The sequence below is a fragment of the Streptomyces roseoviridis genome (genome assembly GCF_039535235.1).
GTDB lineage: Bacteria > Actinomycetota > Actinomycetes > Streptomycetales > Streptomycetaceae > Streptomyces > Streptomyces roseoviridis.
In genome coordinates this window covers 2,446,085-2,462,780 of record NZ_BAAAWU010000001.1, presented here as the reverse complement: position 1 = coordinate 2,462,780, position 16,696 = coordinate 2,446,085, and the positions used below count along the sequence as shown (strand labels likewise).

The 16,696-nt window shown below is 72.0% G+C and carries 20 protein-coding genes; 12 read left to right on the top strand and 8 right to left on the bottom strand.

Annotation, left to right across the window (positions count from 1 at the left end; translation table 11 throughout):
- Positions 1-21 precede the first annotated feature (21 nt).
- Positions 22-966, bottom strand: a complete 945-nt coding sequence (locus tag ABD954_RS10865) for a 1-aminocyclopropane-1-carboxylate deaminase/D-cysteine desulfhydrase (RefSeq protein WP_345485712.1) — start codon at positions 964-966, stop codon at positions 22-24.
- A gap of 28 nt (positions 967-994) precedes the next feature.
- Positions 995-1,585, bottom strand: coding sequence for an N-acetylmuramoyl-L-alanine amidase (locus ABD954_RS10860; protein ID WP_345485711.1), 591 nt, complete (start codon positions 1,583-1,585; stop codon positions 995-997).
- Positions 1,586-1,849: 264 nt separating this feature from the next.
- Here ABD954_RS10860 and ABD954_RS10855 point away from each other — a divergent pair, with 264 nt between their 5' ends.
- The 5 genes from ABD954_RS10855 to ABD954_RS10835 all read left to right on the top strand — a co-directional run bounded on the left by ABD954_RS10855 (position 1,850) and on the right by ABD954_RS10835 (position 5,942).
- The gene (locus ABD954_RS10855; protein ID WP_345485710.1) at positions 1,850-3,265 is read left to right on the top strand and encodes a family 2B encapsulin nanocompartment shell protein; all 1,416 of its coding nucleotides are present in this window, start codon (positions 1,850-1,852) and stop codon (positions 3,263-3,265) included.
- 113 nt (positions 3,266-3,378) lie between these two features.
- Positions 3,379-4,431 (top strand): family 2 encapsulin nanocompartment cargo protein polyprenyl transferase, encoded by a 1,053-nt coding sequence (locus tag ABD954_RS10850; protein ID WP_345485709.1) that lies wholly within the window; start codon positions 3,379-3,381, stop codon positions 4,429-4,431.
- Between the two features lie 120 nt (positions 4,432-4,551).
- A complete protein-coding gene (locus tag ABD954_RS10845) occupies positions 4,552-5,139 on the top strand; it encodes a dihydrofolate reductase family protein (RefSeq protein WP_345485708.1) in 588 nt (195 codons plus the stop codon).
- 26 nt (positions 5,140-5,165) lie between these two features.
- Positions 5,166-5,480, top strand: a complete 315-nt coding sequence (locus tag ABD954_RS10840) for a hypothetical protein (protein WP_345485707.1) — start codon at positions 5,166-5,168, stop codon at positions 5,478-5,480.
- A 42-nt stretch (positions 5,481-5,522) separates the two neighbouring features.
- Positions 5,523-5,942 carry a DUF6304 family protein gene (locus tag ABD954_RS10835; protein WP_345485706.1) on the top strand — a complete coding sequence of 140 codons (420 nt, stop codon included), beginning with the start codon at positions 5,523-5,525 and terminating at the stop codon, positions 5,940-5,942.
- Positions 5,943-6,045: 103 nt separating this feature from the next.
- On the opposite strand, the gene snpA is transcribed toward ABD954_RS10835, so the two are convergent.
- Positions 6,046-6,696, bottom strand: coding sequence for a snapalysin (gene snpA, locus ABD954_RS10830; RefSeq protein WP_345485705.1), 651 nt, complete (start codon positions 6,694-6,696; stop codon positions 6,046-6,048).
- 164 nt (positions 6,697-6,860) lie between these two features.
- Between snpA and ABD954_RS10825 the strand changes: the two genes are divergently transcribed.
- Genes ABD954_RS10825 through ABD954_RS10810 form a run of 4 tightly spaced genes read left to right on the top strand, consistent with a single transcriptional unit; the run spans position 6,861 to position 9,507 of the window.
- Entirely contained in the window at positions 6,861-7,814 is a 954-nt protein-coding gene (locus ABD954_RS10825) for a LysR family transcriptional regulator (RefSeq protein WP_345485704.1), read from the top strand.
- A complete protein-coding gene (locus tag ABD954_RS10820; protein ID WP_345485703.1) occupies positions 7,811-8,311 on the top strand; it encodes a hypothetical protein in 501 nt (166 codons plus the stop codon). The genes ABD954_RS10825 and ABD954_RS10820 overlap by 4 nt, the downstream gene beginning before the upstream one ends.
- Before the next feature lie 37 nt (positions 8,312-8,348).
- Entirely contained in the window at positions 8,349-8,810 is a 462-nt protein-coding gene (locus ABD954_RS10815) for a GNAT family N-acetyltransferase (protein ID WP_345485702.1), read from the top strand.
- A gap of 55 nt (positions 8,811-8,865) precedes the next feature.
- On the top strand, positions 8,866-9,507 hold the full coding sequence (locus ABD954_RS10810) for a hypothetical protein (protein WP_345485701.1): 642 nt from the start codon (positions 8,866-8,868) through the stop codon (positions 9,505-9,507).
- Positions 9,508-9,644: 137 nt separating this feature from the next.
- On the opposite strand, the gene sodN is transcribed toward ABD954_RS10810, so the two are convergent.
- The gene (sodN, locus tag ABD954_RS10805; RefSeq protein ID WP_019889364.1) at positions 9,645-10,040 is read right to left on the bottom strand and encodes a superoxide dismutase, Ni; all 396 of its coding nucleotides are present in this window, start codon (positions 10,038-10,040) and stop codon (positions 9,645-9,647) included.
- A gap of 142 nt (positions 10,041-10,182) precedes the next feature.
- Between sodN and sodX the strand changes: the two genes are divergently transcribed.
- Positions 10,183-10,608, top strand: coding sequence for a nickel-type superoxide dismutase maturation protease (sodX, locus tag ABD954_RS10800; RefSeq protein ID WP_345485700.1), 426 nt, complete (start codon positions 10,183-10,185; stop codon positions 10,606-10,608).
- On the opposite strand, the gene ABD954_RS10795 is transcribed toward sodX, so the two are convergent.
- Positions 10,521-11,141, bottom strand: coding sequence for a CGNR zinc finger domain-containing protein (locus ABD954_RS10795; protein ID WP_345485699.1), 621 nt, complete (start codon positions 11,139-11,141; stop codon positions 10,521-10,523). The two genes, sodX and ABD954_RS10795, sit on opposite strands and share 88 nt — an antisense overlap.
- 95 nt (positions 11,142-11,236) lie before the next feature.
- Between ABD954_RS10795 and ABD954_RS10790 the strand changes: the two genes are divergently transcribed.
- On the top strand, positions 11,237-12,001 hold the full coding sequence (locus tag ABD954_RS10790; RefSeq protein ID WP_345485698.1) for a class I SAM-dependent methyltransferase: 765 nt from the start codon (positions 11,237-11,239) through the stop codon (positions 11,999-12,001).
- Between the two features lie 61 nt (positions 12,002-12,062).
- Here ABD954_RS10790 and ABD954_RS10785 read toward each other — a convergent pair whose 3' ends face one another.
- From ABD954_RS10785 to ABD954_RS10775, 3 genes are read right to left on the bottom strand one after another with little or no spacing between them, the layout of a single operon-like run.
- Entirely contained in the window at positions 12,063-12,827 is a 765-nt protein-coding gene (locus ABD954_RS10785) for an amino acid ABC transporter ATP-binding protein (RefSeq protein WP_345485697.1), read from the bottom strand.
- Positions 12,824-13,774 (bottom strand): amino acid ABC transporter permease, encoded by a 951-nt coding sequence (locus tag ABD954_RS10780; protein ID WP_345485696.1) that lies wholly within the window; start codon positions 13,772-13,774, stop codon positions 12,824-12,826. The genes ABD954_RS10785 and ABD954_RS10780 overlap by 4 nt, the downstream gene beginning before the upstream one ends.
- A gap of 36 nt (positions 13,775-13,810) precedes the next feature.
- Positions 13,811-14,779: an ABC transporter substrate-binding protein gene (locus ABD954_RS10775; RefSeq protein WP_345485695.1), complete on the bottom strand. Its 969-nt coding sequence runs from the start codon at positions 14,777-14,779 to the stop codon at positions 13,811-13,813.
- Between the two features lie 536 nt (positions 14,780-15,315).
- On the opposite strand from ABD954_RS10775, the gene ABD954_RS10770 reads away from it, so the two are divergent.
- Positions 15,316-16,527: an NAD(P)-dependent malic enzyme gene (locus ABD954_RS10770; RefSeq protein WP_345485694.1), complete on the top strand. Its 1,212-nt coding sequence runs from the start codon at positions 15,316-15,318 to the stop codon at positions 16,525-16,527.
- The last annotated feature ends 169 nt before the right edge of the window (positions 16,528-16,696 follow it).

The following is a 16,696-nucleotide window of genomic DNA, read 5'->3' as shown; positions in this document are numbered from 1 at the left end:
GCCTGATCGACACGACACCCCCTAACCGCTCCCGCGTGGCCGCCCGGCGCCGGAGTCCGGGCCGGGCTCCGGCGCCCCGGTGACGACGGCGGCGATGCGGGTGCCGGGGGCGAAGGCGCCCTCCTCGGCGAGGGCGGTCAGTCCGTAGAGCATTTTGGCGACATACAGTCGCTCGATGGCGAGTTCATGCCGCGTGCCGAAATCCTGTGCGAAGGCGTCGAGTTCCGGGGTCGTACGGGCGTAGCCGCCGAAGTGGAAGCGCTCGTCGAGCCGCCAGTCGCCGCGCGGACCGCCGAACGCCGCCTCCTGCAGGGCCTGGACCTCGCGGCCCAGGAAGCCTCCCCTGAGGACCGGCACGCCCAGGGTCCGCCCCTCGAAGGCGGCGGCCAGACCGGCGAGGGTCCCGCCGGTGCCGCAGGCGACGGCGACGACGTCCGGCGGGTCCTCGGCGCCGTTCAGCTCGCGGCCGAGCTCCACGCAGCCGCGGACGGCGAGCACGTTGCTGCCGCCCTCGGGGACCACGTACACGTCGTCGGGGGCGCCGGCCAGCGCCAGGAGCCGGGCCAGGGCCTCGGGCCGGTGCTTCGCGCGGTACGTGGCGCGGTCGGCGAACACGAGCCGCATGCCGTCCGCCGCGCAGCGCGCCAGGGACGGGTTGAGCGGCCGGCCGGCCAGCTCGTCGCCGCGCACGACGCCGATCGTGGCGAAGCCGAGCAGCCGGCCGGCGGCGGCCGTCGCCCGCAGGTGGTTGGAGTAGGCGCCCCCGAAGGTGAGCACCGGCCGTCCGCCGGCCTCCCGCAGGTTGAGGGCGAGCTTGCGCCACTTGTTGCCGGGCAGGTCGGGGTGGATCAGGTCGTCCCGCTTGAGCAGCAGCGTCAGGCCGCGCCGGGTGAAGCGCTCGTCCACGGCCGGCTCCAGGGGGGAAGGGAGCCGGGGCCGCAGGCGGGCGGGATCGAACGCGTTCACCCGGACATTCTCGCCGCCCTCGCGGGCGTCAGCGCAGCCGGTCGGCGATCCGTCCGCGCATCGAGGCCATGGTGAAGCCGCGCGGGTCCACCTTGCCCGGCTGCCACTCCAGGTGGCCGATGACCGAGCGGTGGGTCCAGCCGTGCACCCGGCACACCGCCGCCGCGGCCTTGGCGATGGCGTCCAGCTGCACCTTCGGCCACGGGTCCTCGCCGTCGCCGAGGTTCTCGCACTCGAATCCGTAGAAGTGGCGGTTGCCGTCCGTGGTGGCCTCGTCGTCGCGCGGCAGGCGCTTCTCGGCGATGACCGCCCGCAGCACCTCGTCGTCGCCGAGACCGGCGTGGTTGGCTCTGCCGTAGCCGACCAGGTGGACGGTGCCGTCCTTGGCGATCACGCCGTGGCACAGCGGCCCCGGCAGGCCGCTGTGGCCGTCCCGGCAGATGCGCACGGTGTTGCTGGTGCCCCGGGTGACGGTGTGGTGGATCATCACGCCGTGCACCGGGCCCCAGGGCCCTTTGTGGTTGCGGTTGTGAGTACGCCAGTCGCCGACCTCGACGACCGTCAGGCCCTCGTCGCGCAGCGCGTCGAGGAAGCGGCTCGCGGACATGGGTGAGGCCATGACCGGCTCCTTTCAGGCAGGGGATAGCGGTTCCTCCGGAGTACCGGAGCGATCGACTCCGCTGCCATCCGTTCGGACCGTGTGCGAGCCGATCCGGACAGGGCCCGCGGGACGGGAGCGAGGCGCCGTGCCGGGCGCCCGCGACATCGTGCGCCGATGCCCCGGTCGAGTCCCGCCCACTCCCACTCTTTTGTGTAATGGCGCGGACACGCTCCGTGCTGAAAGGCTTTCCCTCGCAGTTCTGTCGTATCGAGAGGGAGTTCCATGTCCGTTGGTTCGGTTGGTGACGAGGTCCGCGCGGGCCGGGCGGTCCCGCAGCAGAGTCTCGGGACCGCCGCCGCGCGGAACCTCGCGACCACCACCAAGTCGGTCCCGCAGATGCAGGAGATCAGCTCCCGCTGGCTGCTGCGGACGCTGCCCTGGGTGCAGGTCAAGGGAGGCACGTACCGGGTCAACCGCAGGCTCAGCCACGCCGTCGGCGACGGGCGCGTCACCTTCGTGCAGACCGGTGAGCGCGTCGCCGTCATCCCGGCCGAGCTCGGTGAACTCCCCGCCCTGCGCGGTTACGACGACGACGACGCCCTCGCGGAGCTGGCGTCCCGCTGCCGGCAGCGGGAGTACGCGGCGGGCGAGGTCATCGCCCTCCGCGGCGAGAACACCGACCGGGTCCACCTGCTGGCCCACGGCAGGGTCGAACAGGTCGGCGAGGGGCCCTACGGGGACGAGGCCGTCCTCGGCGTCCTCGCCGACGGCGCCTACTTCGGCGACGCCTCGCTGGTCAGCGAGGACGCCACCTGGGAGTGGACCGCCCGCGCCGCCACCGCCTGTACGGTCCTGGAGCTCACCCGGGCCGACGTGCTCAACCTCGCCGAGCGGGCCGGCTCGCTCGCCGGTCATCTCGCGGAGTACGCCGCGCTGCCCCGCCGGCGCACCAACAAGTACGGCGAGGCGGCCATCGACCTGTCCGCGGGCCACGTCGGCGAGGCCGTGCTGCCGCACACCTTCGTGGACTACGAGGCCTCCCCGCGCGAGTACGAGCTGAGCGTCGCCCAGACCGTGCTCAAGGTCCACACCCGCGTGGCCGACCTCTACAACCAGCCGATGAACCAGACCGAGCAGCAGCTGCGGCTCACGGTCGAGGCGCTGCGCGAGCGCCAGGAGCACGAGCTCGTCAACAACCGCGAGTTCGGTCTCCTCTCCAACTGCGACTACGGGCAGCGCCTCCAGCCGCACGACGGCGTGCCCGGTCCGGACGACCTGGACGAGCTGCTCTCCCGCCGGCGCGGCTCCCGGATGTTCCTGGCCCACCCGCGCGCCATCGCCGCCTTCGGCCGCGAGCTCAACAGGCGGGGCCTGGCCGCCGACACGATCGACGTCGACGGCACCCGCATCACGACCTGGCGCGGGGTGCCGATCTACCCCTGCGACAAGATCCCGGTCTCGGACGCGGGCACCACGTCCATCATCTGCATGCGTACGGGCGAGTCCGAGCAGGGCGTGATCGGCCTGCACCAGCCCGGCCTGCCCGACGAGATCGAGCCCAGCCTGTCGTGCCGCTTCATGGGCATCGACGAGCAGGCGATCATCTCCTACCTCGTCACGGCCTACTACTCGGCGGCCGTCCTGGTGCCCGACGCGCTGGGCGTCCTGGAGAACGTGGAGGTCAGCCGCTGGCGGTGAGCCGGCCTCCGGCCCGGCGGGGGCGGCCGACCGCCCCCGCCGGCCACTCCCGACGCTCCCGGCTCCCGCCGCGGGGGCCGCCGTACCGGCCGCGAGGAAAGCGACTGTTGAACATGACCACCACGACCAGCGCGGACACCGCGAGCGGAGCGCAGGGCGCCGTGCTCCTCCTGGACCGGGCGCGCAGCGTCGTCGATCCCCAGCTGCGGACGACCGTCGAGTCGCTGCCGGGATCCATACGGCGCATCGCGAAGTACCACTTCGGCTGGGAGCACGCGGACGGCAGCCCCGCCGCGGGACAGGCCGGCAAGGCGATCCGGCCGGCCCTGGTGCTCGCCGCCGCCCGCGCGCTCGGCGCCGACCCCGCCCCGGCCGTGAAGGCCGCGGCCGCGGTGGAGCTGGCCCACAACTTCACCCTGCTCCACGACGACATCGTCGACGAGGACCCGACCCGGCGGCACCGCCCCACCGCCTGGGCCGTGTTCGGCATCCCCGACGCCCTGCTCGCCGGCGACGCCATGAACGCGCTCGCGCTGCGGCTGCTCGCCGAGGACCCGCACCCGGCGTCCACCGAGGCGTCGGCCCGGCTGGCCGCCTGTGTCATCGAGCTCTGCGCGGGCCAGCAGGCGGACTGCGCCTTCGAGCAACGTGGCCCGCACGAGGTCTCCCTGGACGAGGTGGTGGCGATGGCCACCGCCAAGACCGGCGCCTTGCTGGGCTGTGCCTGTGCGCTCGGCGCGCTGTACGCGGGAGCGGACGAGGAGGCGGTCGCGGCACTGGACGCCTTCGGCCGGGAGGCCGGCCTCGCCTTCCAGCTGATCGACGACCTGATCGGCATCTGGGGCGACCCGGGGCGGACCGGCAAGCCCGCCGGCGCCGACCTCGTCGCCCACAAGAAGTCGCTGCCGGTGGTGGCGGCGCTCGTCTCCGGGACCCCGGCGGGGGAGGAGCTGGCCGCGCTCTACGCCCGCCCGGCCCTGGACGCCGAAGCGGTGCGGGCGGCGGCGGACGCGGTGGAGCGGGCGGGCGGCCGGGACTGGGCGCAGAACCAGGCGGCGGAGCGGATGGCGCGGGCCGTGGAGCAACTCTCGCGGGCGGTGCCCGATCTGTCGGCGGCCGAGGACTTGCTGGCGCTCGCGGAGTTCGTGACGCGTCGGAGCCGCTGAGGCACCGGTCCCGCATCCGCGCGAACCGGTGTGCGAGAAGGCTTGCGCAAACCACTATGGGTGGAGCACTATGCATGTCGTGGTCAAGGCGACCGCGCCACCTACCGAAAGAGATCCGGTTTGCGCAAGCTCACCTACTTCATCGCCTGCTCGATCGACGGCTTCATCGGCGACCCGAAGGGCGATGGCTCCTCCACGTACGCGTACGTGACCGGGGAGTTCCTGGAGTACCTGAAGGCGGAATACCCCGAGACGATCGCCGCCCACGCGTGGCCGGTCCTCGGCATCGAGGCCGGCACCCCCAACCGTCACTACGACACGGTGCTCCAGGGCCTGAACTCGTACCGCGTCGGCCTGGACGTCGGCATCACCAGCCCGTACGCCCACCTGCGGGAACTCGTCGCGACCCGGTCGCTGGCCGAGTCACCCGACCCCCACGTCGAGCTGATCGCCGACGACCTCGTCGGCCGCATCCGCGAGCTCAAGGCCGAGGACGGTCCGCTCGACATCTGGCTCTGCGGCGGCTCCACCATCGCGGGCGAGCTCATCGACGAGATCGATGAACTGGTCATCAAGACCTACCCGCAGGTCTTCGGCGCCGGCATGCCGATGTTCGGCACCGACTTCGCCCCGCGCGACTTCGCCCTGGGCGACGTCCGGAGCTTCGACAACGGCGTGCTGGTCCGCACGTACACCAGGAAGCGGTGACGGCGCCCGCGCCCTACCCTGGAGGCATGAGCGGCGACCTTCCGCACACGACGAGGGACCCGCAGGCGCGGCACGATTGCCCGGCCTGCGGACAGCCCCTCCAGGTGCTCGCCAAGCGGCACAAGGTCCTCGGTGCCTGGGTCCCGGAGTGGGAGGTGCAGCCCTGCACCAATCCGGAGTGCCCGCGGTACGAGGCCCCCGAAGGGGTCCTGGAAGCCGGTGCCGGACCGCGCACCGGCCCGGGCGGCGGAGCCGAGGATCCGGCCGGCGGTGCGGATGCCACTAGCACGTACGTGACCGGCAAGAACGGCGAGACCGGGAGAAGTCCGGCCCCCGGGTGACCGGCCGCGCGCCGGAGCCGGTCATACCGCTACAGTCCGCGCATGTCATCGGAGTCGACAGAAGTCTGGACCGGTTGGTACCGGGACCGCCGTGGTGCGGAAGCGATCGTCATCACGGCCGCCGGGAGCCACGTGGCCACCCGGATCAGGGGAATCGAGTACACGGGCGCGACCTTCGACGCCCTGCGTGCCGCGGACGAGGGCGGGCAGGCCCTCACCGGGTGCGTGCTGGAGTGGGACCTGCCGCTCCCCGTCGTCGCGGACGGCGTCACCCAGCAGGCCACGCTCAGCTGCCTGCTCACCCTCGGCGAGCGGGCCGACCTCAGCCTCACCCTCCACTACGGGGGAGCCGTCTTCGCCTCCGGAATCGCCGGCGGCGACTTCGAGGAGGCGCTCGGCCGGGTCCGCCGCCAGCTGCCGCCGGGCACCGAGTTCGGCCGGAGGCTGCCGCAGGCCGCCTGACCGCGCGGCCGGCCGCCGCACAGTCGCCGGCAGTCCCCCGGACGGCCCGGCCGGCGCCCGCGGGGGCGAGGAACGGCGGCGCCGTCCCTCGCCCCCGGGCCGCTCAGCCCGCCTTGAACGCGGAGGCGAGCCCGTAGCGCCAGAGCTGGTCGACCCGGGCCCGCTCCTGCGCGTTCGGGTAGGCGTTCGTGCAGGACGTGCCGGGCCCGCCACCGGACATCAGCTCGCTGCACGGGCCGCTGTAGTGGTCGGGGAGCCCGAGCACGTGCCCGGTCTCGTGGGCGGTGACGCGCGTGGAGTTGTACTGCTGGTTCTGCCGGTAGTCGAGGAAGATGTAGCCGTTGCCGTGCCCGTCGGTGCTCGCGTACGAGCCGCGGGAGTCGTTGCCCTCGTAGTACCGGAAGTCGGCGTTGGATCCCTCCACCAGGCGGACGTTGACGACGGAGCTGTTCCATATCTGCGCCGAACGCGCGATCTGGGTGCGGAAGGTGGGTGCGTTGGCGGCGCTGTAGACGACGGTGACGGCGGTGGCACCAGGCGTGGCGGCCCGCTTCTTCGCGACCGACGTGACGACGGCTTCGAAGAACGCCTGGTTGGCCTTGGCCTCCTCGGCGGAACCGGCGTAAGCCACCGCGGGCGCGGCGGCGGAAGCCGCGCCGGGGAGCGCGGCGGCGGGGGCGGCTCCGAGGGAGAGGGTGAGGCCGGCGCCGAGGGCGGCGGTCAACAGGGACGTGAGGAACTTCGGGTGTCTCATGGGGGGCTCCTCCTGTGGGGTTGAGGAGAGTGTCGAGGGAGCCGGGGCGGGTGGGGAATGATGCCATCCGCCGATAACCCCGCGCTATCACGCGGCAGTTGGCGGCGGCAGGAGGCGCGTGACGGTCTGGTGCGGTGGGCGGCCCTCGCCCTAACCTCGGGGCCATGGAGCTGGAGGTGAGGCACCTGCGGGCGCTCTGCGCCATCGCGGAGACCGGCAGTCTGCACAAGGCCGCCCGCCAACTCGGTGTCAGCCAGCCCTCCTTGACCACCCAGCTGCGCCGCATCGAGAACGCCCTCGGCGCCGAGCTCTTCTCCCGCGGCCGCAACGGCTGTCACCCCACCCCGATCGGCCGCGCCGTCCTCAGCCGCGCCCGCCCCCTCGTCGACGGCATGACCGCCCTGATCACCGAGACCCGGGCCGCCGCCGCCCGCACGGGCGGCCCCGCGCTGCGCGTCGGCTCCACCGCCAGCCGCGCCCTGCCGGGCTGGCTGCGCCGGCTCCGCCAGGGCCTGCCCGGCACCGACATCGCGCTGCGCGTGGACGTCTCCGCCAGCGCCCTGCTGCGCACGGTCGCCGCCGGACAACTCGACCTGGCCTTCGTCCACGAGGTCGAGGGCTGCCCGCTGCGGGTCCCGGACGGACTGCGGGGCCGCGTCCTGGTCGAGCGGGAACCGCAGTTCGTCTCCATGACGCGGGACCATCCGGCGGCCGCGCGCGAGGTCGTCGAGCTCGCCGACCTGGCCCACGACCGGTGGGCCGTCGACCCGGCCGTGGACGGCGAATGGGACGGGCTGCGCCGGGTCCTGGGCGCGGCCGGCCTCGACCCGCCGGTGCTGCACGCCGACTACCACACCGCCGCCTCGCTCATCGCCCTCGGCGAGGCCGTCGCCCCCTGCCAGCCGACCTCGGGCCCGCGCGAGGACATGGCCGTCCGACCCCTGTGCGGCGACCCGCTGGCCGTCCGGCTGCTGCTGTACGGCGCGCCGGGCGTGCCGCTCGACCGGCCGTACGCGGAACTGGCCGCCGCCTACCGGGAGGCGGCCCTGGGCGCCGCCCCGTACCGCCGGTGGCTGCGTGCGGGCGGAACGGCGGGACCGTGCATGATGACGGTATGAACAGTGGAGGGAAGTGGGACGCCGTCCTCGCGCTCGCCCAGGGCCATCACGCCCGTCGGGTGAGGCCGTTGGGGGAGCGCGAGATCGCGGGCCACCGCGTCAAGCCGTACGGCATCGAGGCCCCCGGCCGGACGGTCGGCGAGGCGGAGGCGGCCCCCGCGCTCGCGCTCGCCGCCGACCACCTGGCCGCCGGCCGCCACCGCGGCTCGCTCGGCCTCGCGGTGCTGCTCGTGCACGCGGGCGGCGACGGCGACTACGTCCTCGTCCACACCTGGACCGAGGGCCACATGTCCGACCTCGCCGTCTGGACCGGCCCGGCCGGCCGGCCCGACGCCCTGCGCCCCGGCCGGGCCGGACTCGCCCCCTGCGTCTGGGAGGCCGCGGTCCTCGCCCACGAGCGGGAGTCCTTCGTCCGCCACGTCCTCGACGGCAACGGCCCGGCCGCCGACCGCCTGGCGGCGTGGGCCGCCGACACCCTGGAGGGGGAGGTCCGATGACGACCACCGCGGTCCGCCTGACCGGCGGAGCCGTCCGATGACGGGCGCCGTCGTCCGGCCCGCCCGCCCCGGGGATCTGGACCGGGTGGCCGAACTCGCCGCGGAGCACGCCGCCTACGAGAAGGCCGCGCCTCCGCCGCCGGACCTCGCCGCCCGCCTGCACCGTCTCCTCTTCGAGCCCGCGGCCCCCCGCCTGCGCTGTCTGGTCGCCGAACTCCCCGACGGCACCCTCGCCGGCTACGCCACCTGCGCCCCGGAGCTCTCCACCTGGGACGCCGCCGAGTACCTCCACATGGACTGCCTCTACCTCACGGAGCCGGCCCGCGGCCACGGCCTCGGTCCCCTCCTGATGGCCGCCGTCCGCGAGGAGGCCCGCGCCCTGGGCCTCCCCTTCGTCCAGTGGCAGACCCCGACCTGGAACGAGGGCGCGATCCGCTTCTACGACCGCCTGGGGGCCACCGCGAAGGAGAAACGGCGCTACACGTGGCCGGTGGACTGACGGGCGGCCCGGTGATCCCATGCACCGGCACGCAGGGATGCCGGACACGACTCGAATGATCATTCTGCAGCCCGTCCTGGAGATCCTCGCCACCGACGGTTTCGACCTCTGGCCGGTGGCCGACCCCGGCGGATACGACCTGCTGCCACTGAGCGGTGCGCTGAGCCCCGACCAGGTCGGCACCGCCGTCATGCGCCTGGCCGACTGCAACGACGCCGAGCCGGGACGACGGGAGCGAGCGCAGGGCCCCGTGGATCCCCTGGGGCACTTCCTCCACGGGCTGCTCACGTCCGGCACCCTCTGGGCCCCTGGCGGCCTGCGGGCGACCGACACGGCGACGGGCGTCGTCCTGTCGCCCGGCTGCTGCAACGGTCTGGACGAACGGCACGACTGGCGGGAAGTCATCGACGGCGAGGGGTGGGCGGACTTCGGTCACAGCCCTTCCCCGCTCGCCGAACGCATCGGTGACGTGGTCCGGCTGACCGTGGACACCGAGCAGCCGAACAGCCCGACCATCGAGGTGCCCCTGGCCGACCTGCCGAGCCTCCTCGCCGACGCGGAGCGCGACCTGGCGGCCTTCCTCCGGCTGGCCACCACCTGGTCAGCCGTCCACATCCCCGACTTCGCCGCCCCCGTCTGCGCAGCCCTCGGCCGCGCGCTCGCCATGCCGGCACCGGTTGTAGCGCCGAACCAGTAGCCGATGGGAACACGGGCAGCCCGGTCGGCCGGGGGAGGGCACGCCCTGATGCGCGGTCGAGGGCGCGCCGGTGCCCCGTGCGGAAGGGGCCCCACCGCCACGCGGTCGGGCCCCTTCACGGCGGAGCAGAAGGAAGGTCAGGCCTTCTTCGTCTCCCAGAAGATGCGGTCGATCTCGGCGATGAGCTCCAGCGCCTTCTCGCCCGTCTTCGGGTCCGTCGAGGCCTTCGCCGTCGACAGGGCCTTCAGGGTGTCGTTGATGAGCGTGTGCAGCTCGGGGTACTTCTCGAAGTGCGGGGGCTTGAAGTAGTCGCTCCACAGCACCGAGACGTGGTGCTTGGCGAGCTCCGCGCGCTGCTCCTTGATGACCGTGGCGCGGGCCCGGAAGTGCGGGTCCTCGTTCGCCTGGTACTTCTCCTGGACGGCCTTGACCGACTCGGCCTCGATGCGGGCCTGGGCCGGGTCGTAAACGCCGCAGGGGAGGTCGCAGTGGGCGCTGACCTTCACCTTGGGGGCAAACAGGCGGGAGAGCATGCTGCTGTCCTTCCTCGTGATCGTCTTCTCAGGTGGGACATTACTCCGTGAGAAGCGCGATTTCGCGAGCGCCCCCTGGGGCTTAGGACAAAAGTCCAGGGTCGGCATGGGACTCGTGGACGATCGGACCGGGAGGTGCCGAATGGTGGAGTCGGGGCGAGAGCCGGGGCAGGAGACCGGGGCCCCGTTCGGGATCGCCGAGGTCACGGGGGTGTCGATGGTGCCCACGCTGCTGCACGGCGATCGGCTTTTCGTGCACTACGGGGCGCGGTTGCGGCCGGGGGACGTGGCCGTGCTGCGGCATCCGTTGCAGCAGGATCTGCTCATCGTGAAGCGGCTGGCCGAACGGAGGGACGGCGGCTGGTGGGTGCTGGGGGACAACCCGGACACGGAGGGCGACAGCCGGGTGTTCGGGGTCGTACCGCCGTCGCTCGTGCTCGGCCGGGTGCGGGCGCGCTACCGGCCCGTCACCCCCGGGCGTCAGCGGTCGGCCGGGGTGGTGCTCTCCTGGCTCTTCTCCTGCGTCCGGCCGGTCCGCTCGGCCTCCTGGCGCTTGCGGGCCCGGTAGGCGGCCACGTTGGCGCGGGTGGCGCAGCGGTCGGAGCAGTAGCGGCGCGAGCGGTTGGTCGAGGTGTCGAGGTAGGCGTTGCGGCAGGGCGCGGCCTGGCACAGGCCGAGACGGTCGGCGCCGAACTCCGTGAGGTGGAAGGCGAGGCCCATCGCGGCGATGGCGGCGTAGCCCGCGGTCGCGTTCGACGGATGATCGGCGAGGTGCATGTGCCAGCGGGGCCGGCCCTCCTCGTCGAGGTGGTCGTGGCCGGAGATCTGCGGGCTGACCGGGAACTCCAGGAGGAGGGAGTTCAGCAGGTCGACGGCTTGGGTGTGGTCGCCCTCGTCGGCCGCGGTGAAGACCGCGCGCAGCCGGCCGCGGACCGAGCGGAAGCGGGTCACGTCGGCGTCCGTCACTCGCCGGGCCATCTGGGAGGCCGCGCCGAAGAGCTCGCGGACCGCCTCGACGGAGGTGAGGGAGTCCTTCGCGCGGACCGGTTCCTCGGTGTTGACCAGACGCACGGCGTAATCCGAGTAATAGGCCAGTTCCACTTGTAGTCCTTACTCTGGCGGGCTAGGGTCGGGGCGGCGAAGGGTAAGCGACGCTTTCCCTTCGAGGGTATTACGACGAGGGTGAGGTGAGGGCCATGACGGACGCGGCGACGACCGGAACCGACTGGACGGCCTGGCAGCAGAGCTGGGACCGTCAGCAGGAGTGGTACATGCCGGACCGCGAGGAGCGGTTCCGCGTGATGCTCGACATGGTCGAGGCGCTCGTGGGGCCCGAGCCCCGCGTCCTCGACCTCGCCTGCGGTACGGGAAGTATCACGGACCGGCTCCTCAAGCGGTTCCCGAACGCCACCAGCACCGGCGTCGACCTCGACCCGGCCCTCCTGGCCATCGCCGAGGGGTACTTCGACGGCGACCCGCGCGTCACCCTGGTGACCGCGGACCTCAAGGACCCCGCCTGGACCGCCGCCCTGCCCCACGACGCGTACGACGCCGTCCTGACCGCCACCGCCCTGCACTGGCTGCACAGCGAGCCCCTGGCGGCCCTCTACGGGCAGCTGGCCGGGCTGGTGCGCGAGGGCGGCGTCTTCATGAACGCCGACCGCATGATCGACGAGACCACCCCCCGCATCAACGCCGCCGAGCGCGCGCAGCGCCACGCCCGGATGGACCGCGAGAAGGCCGCCGGCGTCCTGGACTGGGCCGACTGGTGGGCGGTCGCCGCCGCCGATCCGGTCCTCGCCGAGCCCACCGCCCGCCGCTTCGAGATCTACGGCGAGCACGCCGACGGCGACATGCCCGCCCCGCGCTGGCACGCCGACGCGCTGCGCGCGGCCGGCTTCGGCGAGGCCCGGCCGGTCTGGGCCTCGCCCTCCGACACCCTGCTGCTCGCCGTGAGGTAGCGGCCGTACGACGAAGGGGCGGTACGGGCGTGGTGCCCGTACCGCCCCTTTCGTGTCGGGCTCAGAGGACCTTGGAGAGGAATGCCTTGGTCCGGTCGTGCTGGGGGTTGGTGAGGACGTCGCGGGGGTTGCCGGATTCGACGACGACGCCGCCGTCCATGAACACCAGGGAGTCGCCGACCTCGCGGGCGAAGCCCATCTCGTGGGTGACGACGATCATCGTCATGCCCGACTCGGCGAGGTCGCGCATGACGTCGAGGACGTCACCGACCAGCTCGGGGTCGAGGGCCGAGGTCGGCTCGTCGAAGAGCATCAGCTTGGGCTCCATCGCCAGCGCGCGGGCGATGGCCACGCGCTGCTGCTGGCCGCCGGAGAGCTGCGAGGGGTAGTTGCCCATGCGGTCGCGCAGGCCGACCCGGTCGAGCAGGCGCTCGGCGCGCTCGCGTGCCACCGCCTTGGACTCGCCCTTCACCTGGACGGGCGCCTCCATCACGTTGCCGAGGGCCGTCATGTGGGGGAAGAGGTTGAAGCGCTGGAAGACCATGCCGATGTCCCGGCGCTGGGCGGCGACCTCGCTGTCCTTCAGCTCGTAGAGCTTGTCGCCCTTCTGGCGGTAGCCGACGAGCTGCCCGTCGACCGAGAGCCGGCCGCCGTCGATGCGCTCCAGGTGGTTGATGCAGCGCAGGAAGGTGGACTTGCCGGACCCGGACGGGCCGACCAGGCAGAACACCTCCCCGTTCTGCACCTCGAGGTCGATGCCGCGGAGGATGTGCGCGGCGCCGTAGGACTTGTGGACGCCTTCGGCCTTGACCATGGGCTCGGTCATGCTGACATCTCCGGGGAACGCTTGAACGTGGTCAGGTTCTTCTTGACCCGCTGCCAGGGGGTGGGCGGCAGGGTGCGGAGGGAACCGCGGGAGAAGCGACGCTCCAGGTAGTACTGGCCGACGCTGAACACGCTGGTCAGCGCCAGGTACCAGATCGAGGCCACGAAGAGCATCTCCATCACGGCGCCGGCCGTGGAGCCGATGTTCGAGGACGCGCGCAGCAGTTCGGTGTACTGCACGGCCGAGACCAGCGACGAGGTCTTCAGCATGTTGATGAACTCGTTGCCCGTCGGCGGCACGATCACCCGCATGGCCTGCGGGAGGACGATCCGTCCCATGGTCTTCGTCTGGGACATGCCGAGCGCGTGCGCCGCCTCGGTCTGGCCCTCGTCGACCGACTGGATGCCCGCGCGGACGATCTCCGCCATGTAGGCGCCCTCGTTGAGGCCGAGACCGAGCAGCGCGACCATGAACGGCGTCATGACGTCGACGGTCTCGTTCTTGTAGATCGGCCCGAGGTTGATGTACTCGAAGATCAGCGACAGGTTGAACCAGACCAGCAGCTGCACGTACACCGGGGTGCCGCGGAAGAACCAGATGTAGAGCCAGGCGACCGCGCCGGTGACCGGGTTCTTCGACAGGCGCATCACCGCGAAGACGATGCCGAGGACCAGGCCGAGCGCCATGGAGGCGACGCTGATGATCACGGTGTTGACGAGGCCGTCGAGGATCGACGTGTCGAAGAGCTTGTCCCACACCGTGTCCCAGATGATGTTGCCCTGGGAGAAGGCGTAGAGCAGCCATCCGAGGAGGACGACGACCACGACACCGCTGATCCAGCGGCCGTAGTGGCGTACGGGGATGGCCTTGATCGCCTCGTAGGGCGAGGCCGAGGGGCCGGACCCGGCCGGTGCGGCGGCCGGGTCCTTGGAGATCTTGTCAGTCACGACGACTGCCCTTCAGTGGAGCGAGGAGCGAGGGGATCACTTGCCGGCGTTGATCGTCGCCGACTTCACGGCGCTGCCCTCGACGTTCCACTTCTTCAGGACCTCGGCGTAGGAGCCGTCCTTGATGATCGCGTCGAGCGCCTCCTTGACGGCGTCGCGCAGCTGCGGCTCGTCCTTGGACACGCCGATGCCGAAGAGGCCGACGTCGCTCTGGCTGCCGACGACCTCGAAGTCGTTGCCGCCGCCGGAGGTCTTCGCGATGTACGCGGCCACCGGGTAGTCGTTCAGGTCGGCGACGGCGCCGCCGGCCTTGACGCGGGTCTGGGCCTCGGCGTCGGTGTCGAAGGCCTGGATGGTGAGCTTCTTGGCGCCGCACTTCGCGGCCTGCGCCTTGAAGGTGTCCTCGTAGATCGTGCCGCGCTGGACGGCGACGGTCTTGCCGCACAGGTCGTCGAGGGAGTTGACGCCCTGCGGGTTGCCCTTCTTGACCAGCAGGGACACGCCGGAGCTGAAGTAGTCGACGAAGTCGATGCCCTTGCCGATCTTCTTCCCGCTGTCGTCCAGGCCCTCCTGGCGCTTCTTGTTGTCCGTCATCGAGGACATGATCAGGTCCTGGCGGCCGGTGTAGATCGAGGTGATCAGACCGTCGAAGGTGCCCGAGGTGAACTTGAACTCGACGCCGAGCTGCTTGCTCAGCGCCTGGGCGATGTCGGGATCGACGCCGACGATCTTGCCGCCCTCGGTGAACTCCATGGGGGCGTACGAGGCGTCCGTGCCGACCTTGATGACGCCGGCCTTCTGGATGTCGGCCGGGAGCTTCGAGAACAGGGGGGCCTTGCTCGCTGCGGCGGTGGAGTCGCCGCCCTCCTTGGTGGAGCCGCCCTCGGTCTGGTCTCCGCAGGCGGTCAGCAGCATCGAGCCGGCGACCGCGATGGCGGCGACCGCGGCAAGACGGGACGTGCGGGTCTTGGCGGCGGTCGTACAGCGCGTGGAGCGTGCGGTCATGGTCGGGTTCCTCCGGCGTGTGAGGGAGTTGCCTTAGGCCGCGTACGCACCTTCGAGTGCCGCGACCTCGTGTGATTACGGCATCTTGCCATTCGGACTGCCGCAAACCGACGGCCAAGGATGTCAAAATCGGGTAACGGGATGTGGCCGAAACCCGGTGGCCAGTCCCCCCAAGGCAAAACCTTCTCCGGAGAGGTGCCATCCACGCCGAAAATTCTCCTGTGGATCTCGCCATTCGGACGACATGAAGGCCGCTATTCGGGTCGGGAAACCATCTATCCGGACATCGAGTGACGTGTCGTCCTCCGTGCGTGTCCGGTAGCGCTCGGTATGAGTCGTGTCACCGAAGCTTCATCGACTCGTCTCCGGAGCCGTCCGTCCGGTAAGAAGGATCCTTACACCCCTCATCCGGGGCTCAGGGCGCGTTGTGCGGCGCGCCCGCGCGGCTGCCAGACACGGCGGCCGCGGGACCCACCCACCCCTCCTCAACCGGGAGCGGCCACCCTCAAATGAAGAAGACTTAAGGGGTCAACCCAATGGCAGCGGAGATCGTCAATCCTCGCAGCGAGAGCGGTACGGAAGGGGCTCCCGGTGAGCCCTTCGATCCGGCCTTCGCGCTGCACCGCGGCGGCAAGATGGCCATCTCGGCCACGGTGCCGCTGCGCGACAAGGACGACCTGTCCCTCGCGTACACGCCCGGCGTCGCCAAGGTGTGCACGGCAATCGCGGAGCAGCCCGAGCTGGTCAACGACTACACCTGGAAGTCTCAGGTCGTCGCGGTCGTGACCGACGGCACGGCGGTGCTCGGCCTCGGCGACATCGGCCCGGAGGCATCGCTTCCGGTCATGGAGGGGAAGGCCATCCTCTTCAAGCAGTTCGGAGGCGTGGACGCGGTGCCGATCGCGCTCGCCACCACCGACACCGACGAGATCGTCGAGACCGTCGTCCGGCTCGCCCCGTCCTTCGGTGGCGTGAACCTGGAGGACATCTCGGCGCCCCGGTGCTTCGAGATCGAGCGCAAGCTCCAGGAGCGCCTGGACATCCCGGTCTTCCACGACGACCAGCACGGCACCGCCATTGTCACCCTCGCCGCCCTCCGCAACGCGGCGAAGCTGACCGGCCGGACCCTGGGCGAGCTGCGCGGCGTCATCTCCGGCGCCGGTGCGGCCGGTGTGGCCATCGCGAAGTTCCTGCTGGAGGCCGGACTCGGCGACGTCGCCGTGGCCGACCGCAAGGGCATCGTCAGCCGCGACCGCGAGGACCTCACGGACGTCAAGCGCGAGATCGCCGAGCTCACCAACAAGGCGGGCCTCACCGGCTCCCTGGAGAGCGCCCTGGCCGGCGCCGACGTCTTCATCGGTGTCTCCGGTGGCACGGTCCCGGAGCAGGCCGTCGCGGCCATGGCGCCGAACGCCTTCGTGTTCGCCATGGCCAACCCGAACCCCGAGGTGCACCCGGACGTCGCGCACAAGTACGCGGCGGTCGTGGCCACCGGCCGTTCGGACTACCCGAACCAGATCAACAACGTCCTCGCGTTCCCCGGCATCTTCGCCGGCGCGCTCCAGGTCCGGGCCTCCCGGATCACCGAGGGCATGAAGATCGCCGCGGCCAACGCCATCGCGGACGTGGTGGGCGACCGGCTCGCCGCCGACTGCGTCATCCCGTCGCCGTTCGACGAGCGGGTCGCCCCGGCCGTCGCGGCCGCGGTCGCCGCCGCCGCCCGCGCGGAGGGCGTCGCCCGCCGCTGACGCGGCCGCCTACGCGAGGGGCCCCGCACCGGCTCCGGCCGGTGCGGGGCCCCTCGCGTGTCGCGCGGGCGAGCCGAAGGGTGACGCCCGCACGGGGCGCCCGGAGGTGAGCCGAGCGCCGACAAGGGGCGGCGGGACATGCGTCACACCGGCGCCCGGTTCCGCCGCA

Coding starts and splice junctions, on each gene's coding strand:
- ABD954_RS10860 (WP_345485711.1), bottom strand. CDS start 1,585: ATGGCCTCACCCATGTCCGCGAGCCGCTTCCTCGACGCGCTGCGCGAC.
- ABD954_RS10855 (WP_345485710.1), top strand. CDS start 1,850: ATGTCCGTTGGTTCGGTTGGTGACGAGGTCCGCGCGGGCCGGGCGGTC.
- ABD954_RS10850 (WP_345485709.1), top strand. CDS start 3,379: ATGACCACCACGACCAGCGCGGACACCGCGAGCGGAGCGCAGGGCGCC.
- ABD954_RS10840 (WP_345485707.1), top strand. CDS start 5,166: ATGAGCGGCGACCTTCCGCACACGACGAGGGACCCGCAGGCGCGGCAC.
- ABD954_RS10835 (WP_345485706.1), top strand. CDS start 5,523: ATGTCATCGGAGTCGACAGAAGTCTGGACCGGTTGGTACCGGGACCGC.
- snpA (WP_345485705.1), bottom strand. CDS start 6,696: ATGAGACACCCGAAGTTCCTCACGTCCCTGTTGACCGCCGCCCTCGGC.
- ABD954_RS10825 (WP_345485704.1), top strand. CDS start 6,861: ATGGAGCTGGAGGTGAGGCACCTGCGGGCGCTCTGCGCCATCGCGGAG.
- ABD954_RS10820 (WP_345485703.1), top strand. CDS start 7,811: ATGAACAGTGGAGGGAAGTGGGACGCCGTCCTCGCGCTCGCCCAGGGC.
- ABD954_RS10815 (WP_345485702.1), top strand. CDS start 8,349: ATGACGGGCGCCGTCGTCCGGCCCGCCCGCCCCGGGGATCTGGACCGG.
- ABD954_RS10810 (WP_345485701.1), top strand. CDS start 8,866: ATGATCATTCTGCAGCCCGTCCTGGAGATCCTCGCCACCGACGGTTTC.
- sodN (WP_019889364.1), bottom strand. CDS start 10,040: ATGCTCTCCCGCCTGTTTGCCCCCAAGGTGAAGGTCAGCGCCCACTGC.
- sodX (WP_345485700.1), top strand. CDS start 10,183: ATGGTGGAGTCGGGGCGAGAGCCGGGGCAGGAGACCGGGGCCCCGTTC.
- ABD954_RS10790 (WP_345485698.1), top strand. CDS start 11,237: ATGACGGACGCGGCGACGACCGGAACCGACTGGACGGCCTGGCAGCAG.
- ABD954_RS10785 (WP_345485697.1), bottom strand. CDS start 12,827: ATGACCGAGCCCATGGTCAAGGCCGAAGGCGTCCACAAGTCCTACGGC.
- ABD954_RS10775 (WP_345485695.1), bottom strand. CDS start 14,779: ATGACCGCACGCTCCACGCGCTGTACGACCGCCGCCAAGACCCGCACG.
- ABD954_RS10770 (WP_345485694.1), top strand. CDS start 15,316: ATGGCAGCGGAGATCGTCAATCCTCGCAGCGAGAGCGGTACGGAAGGG.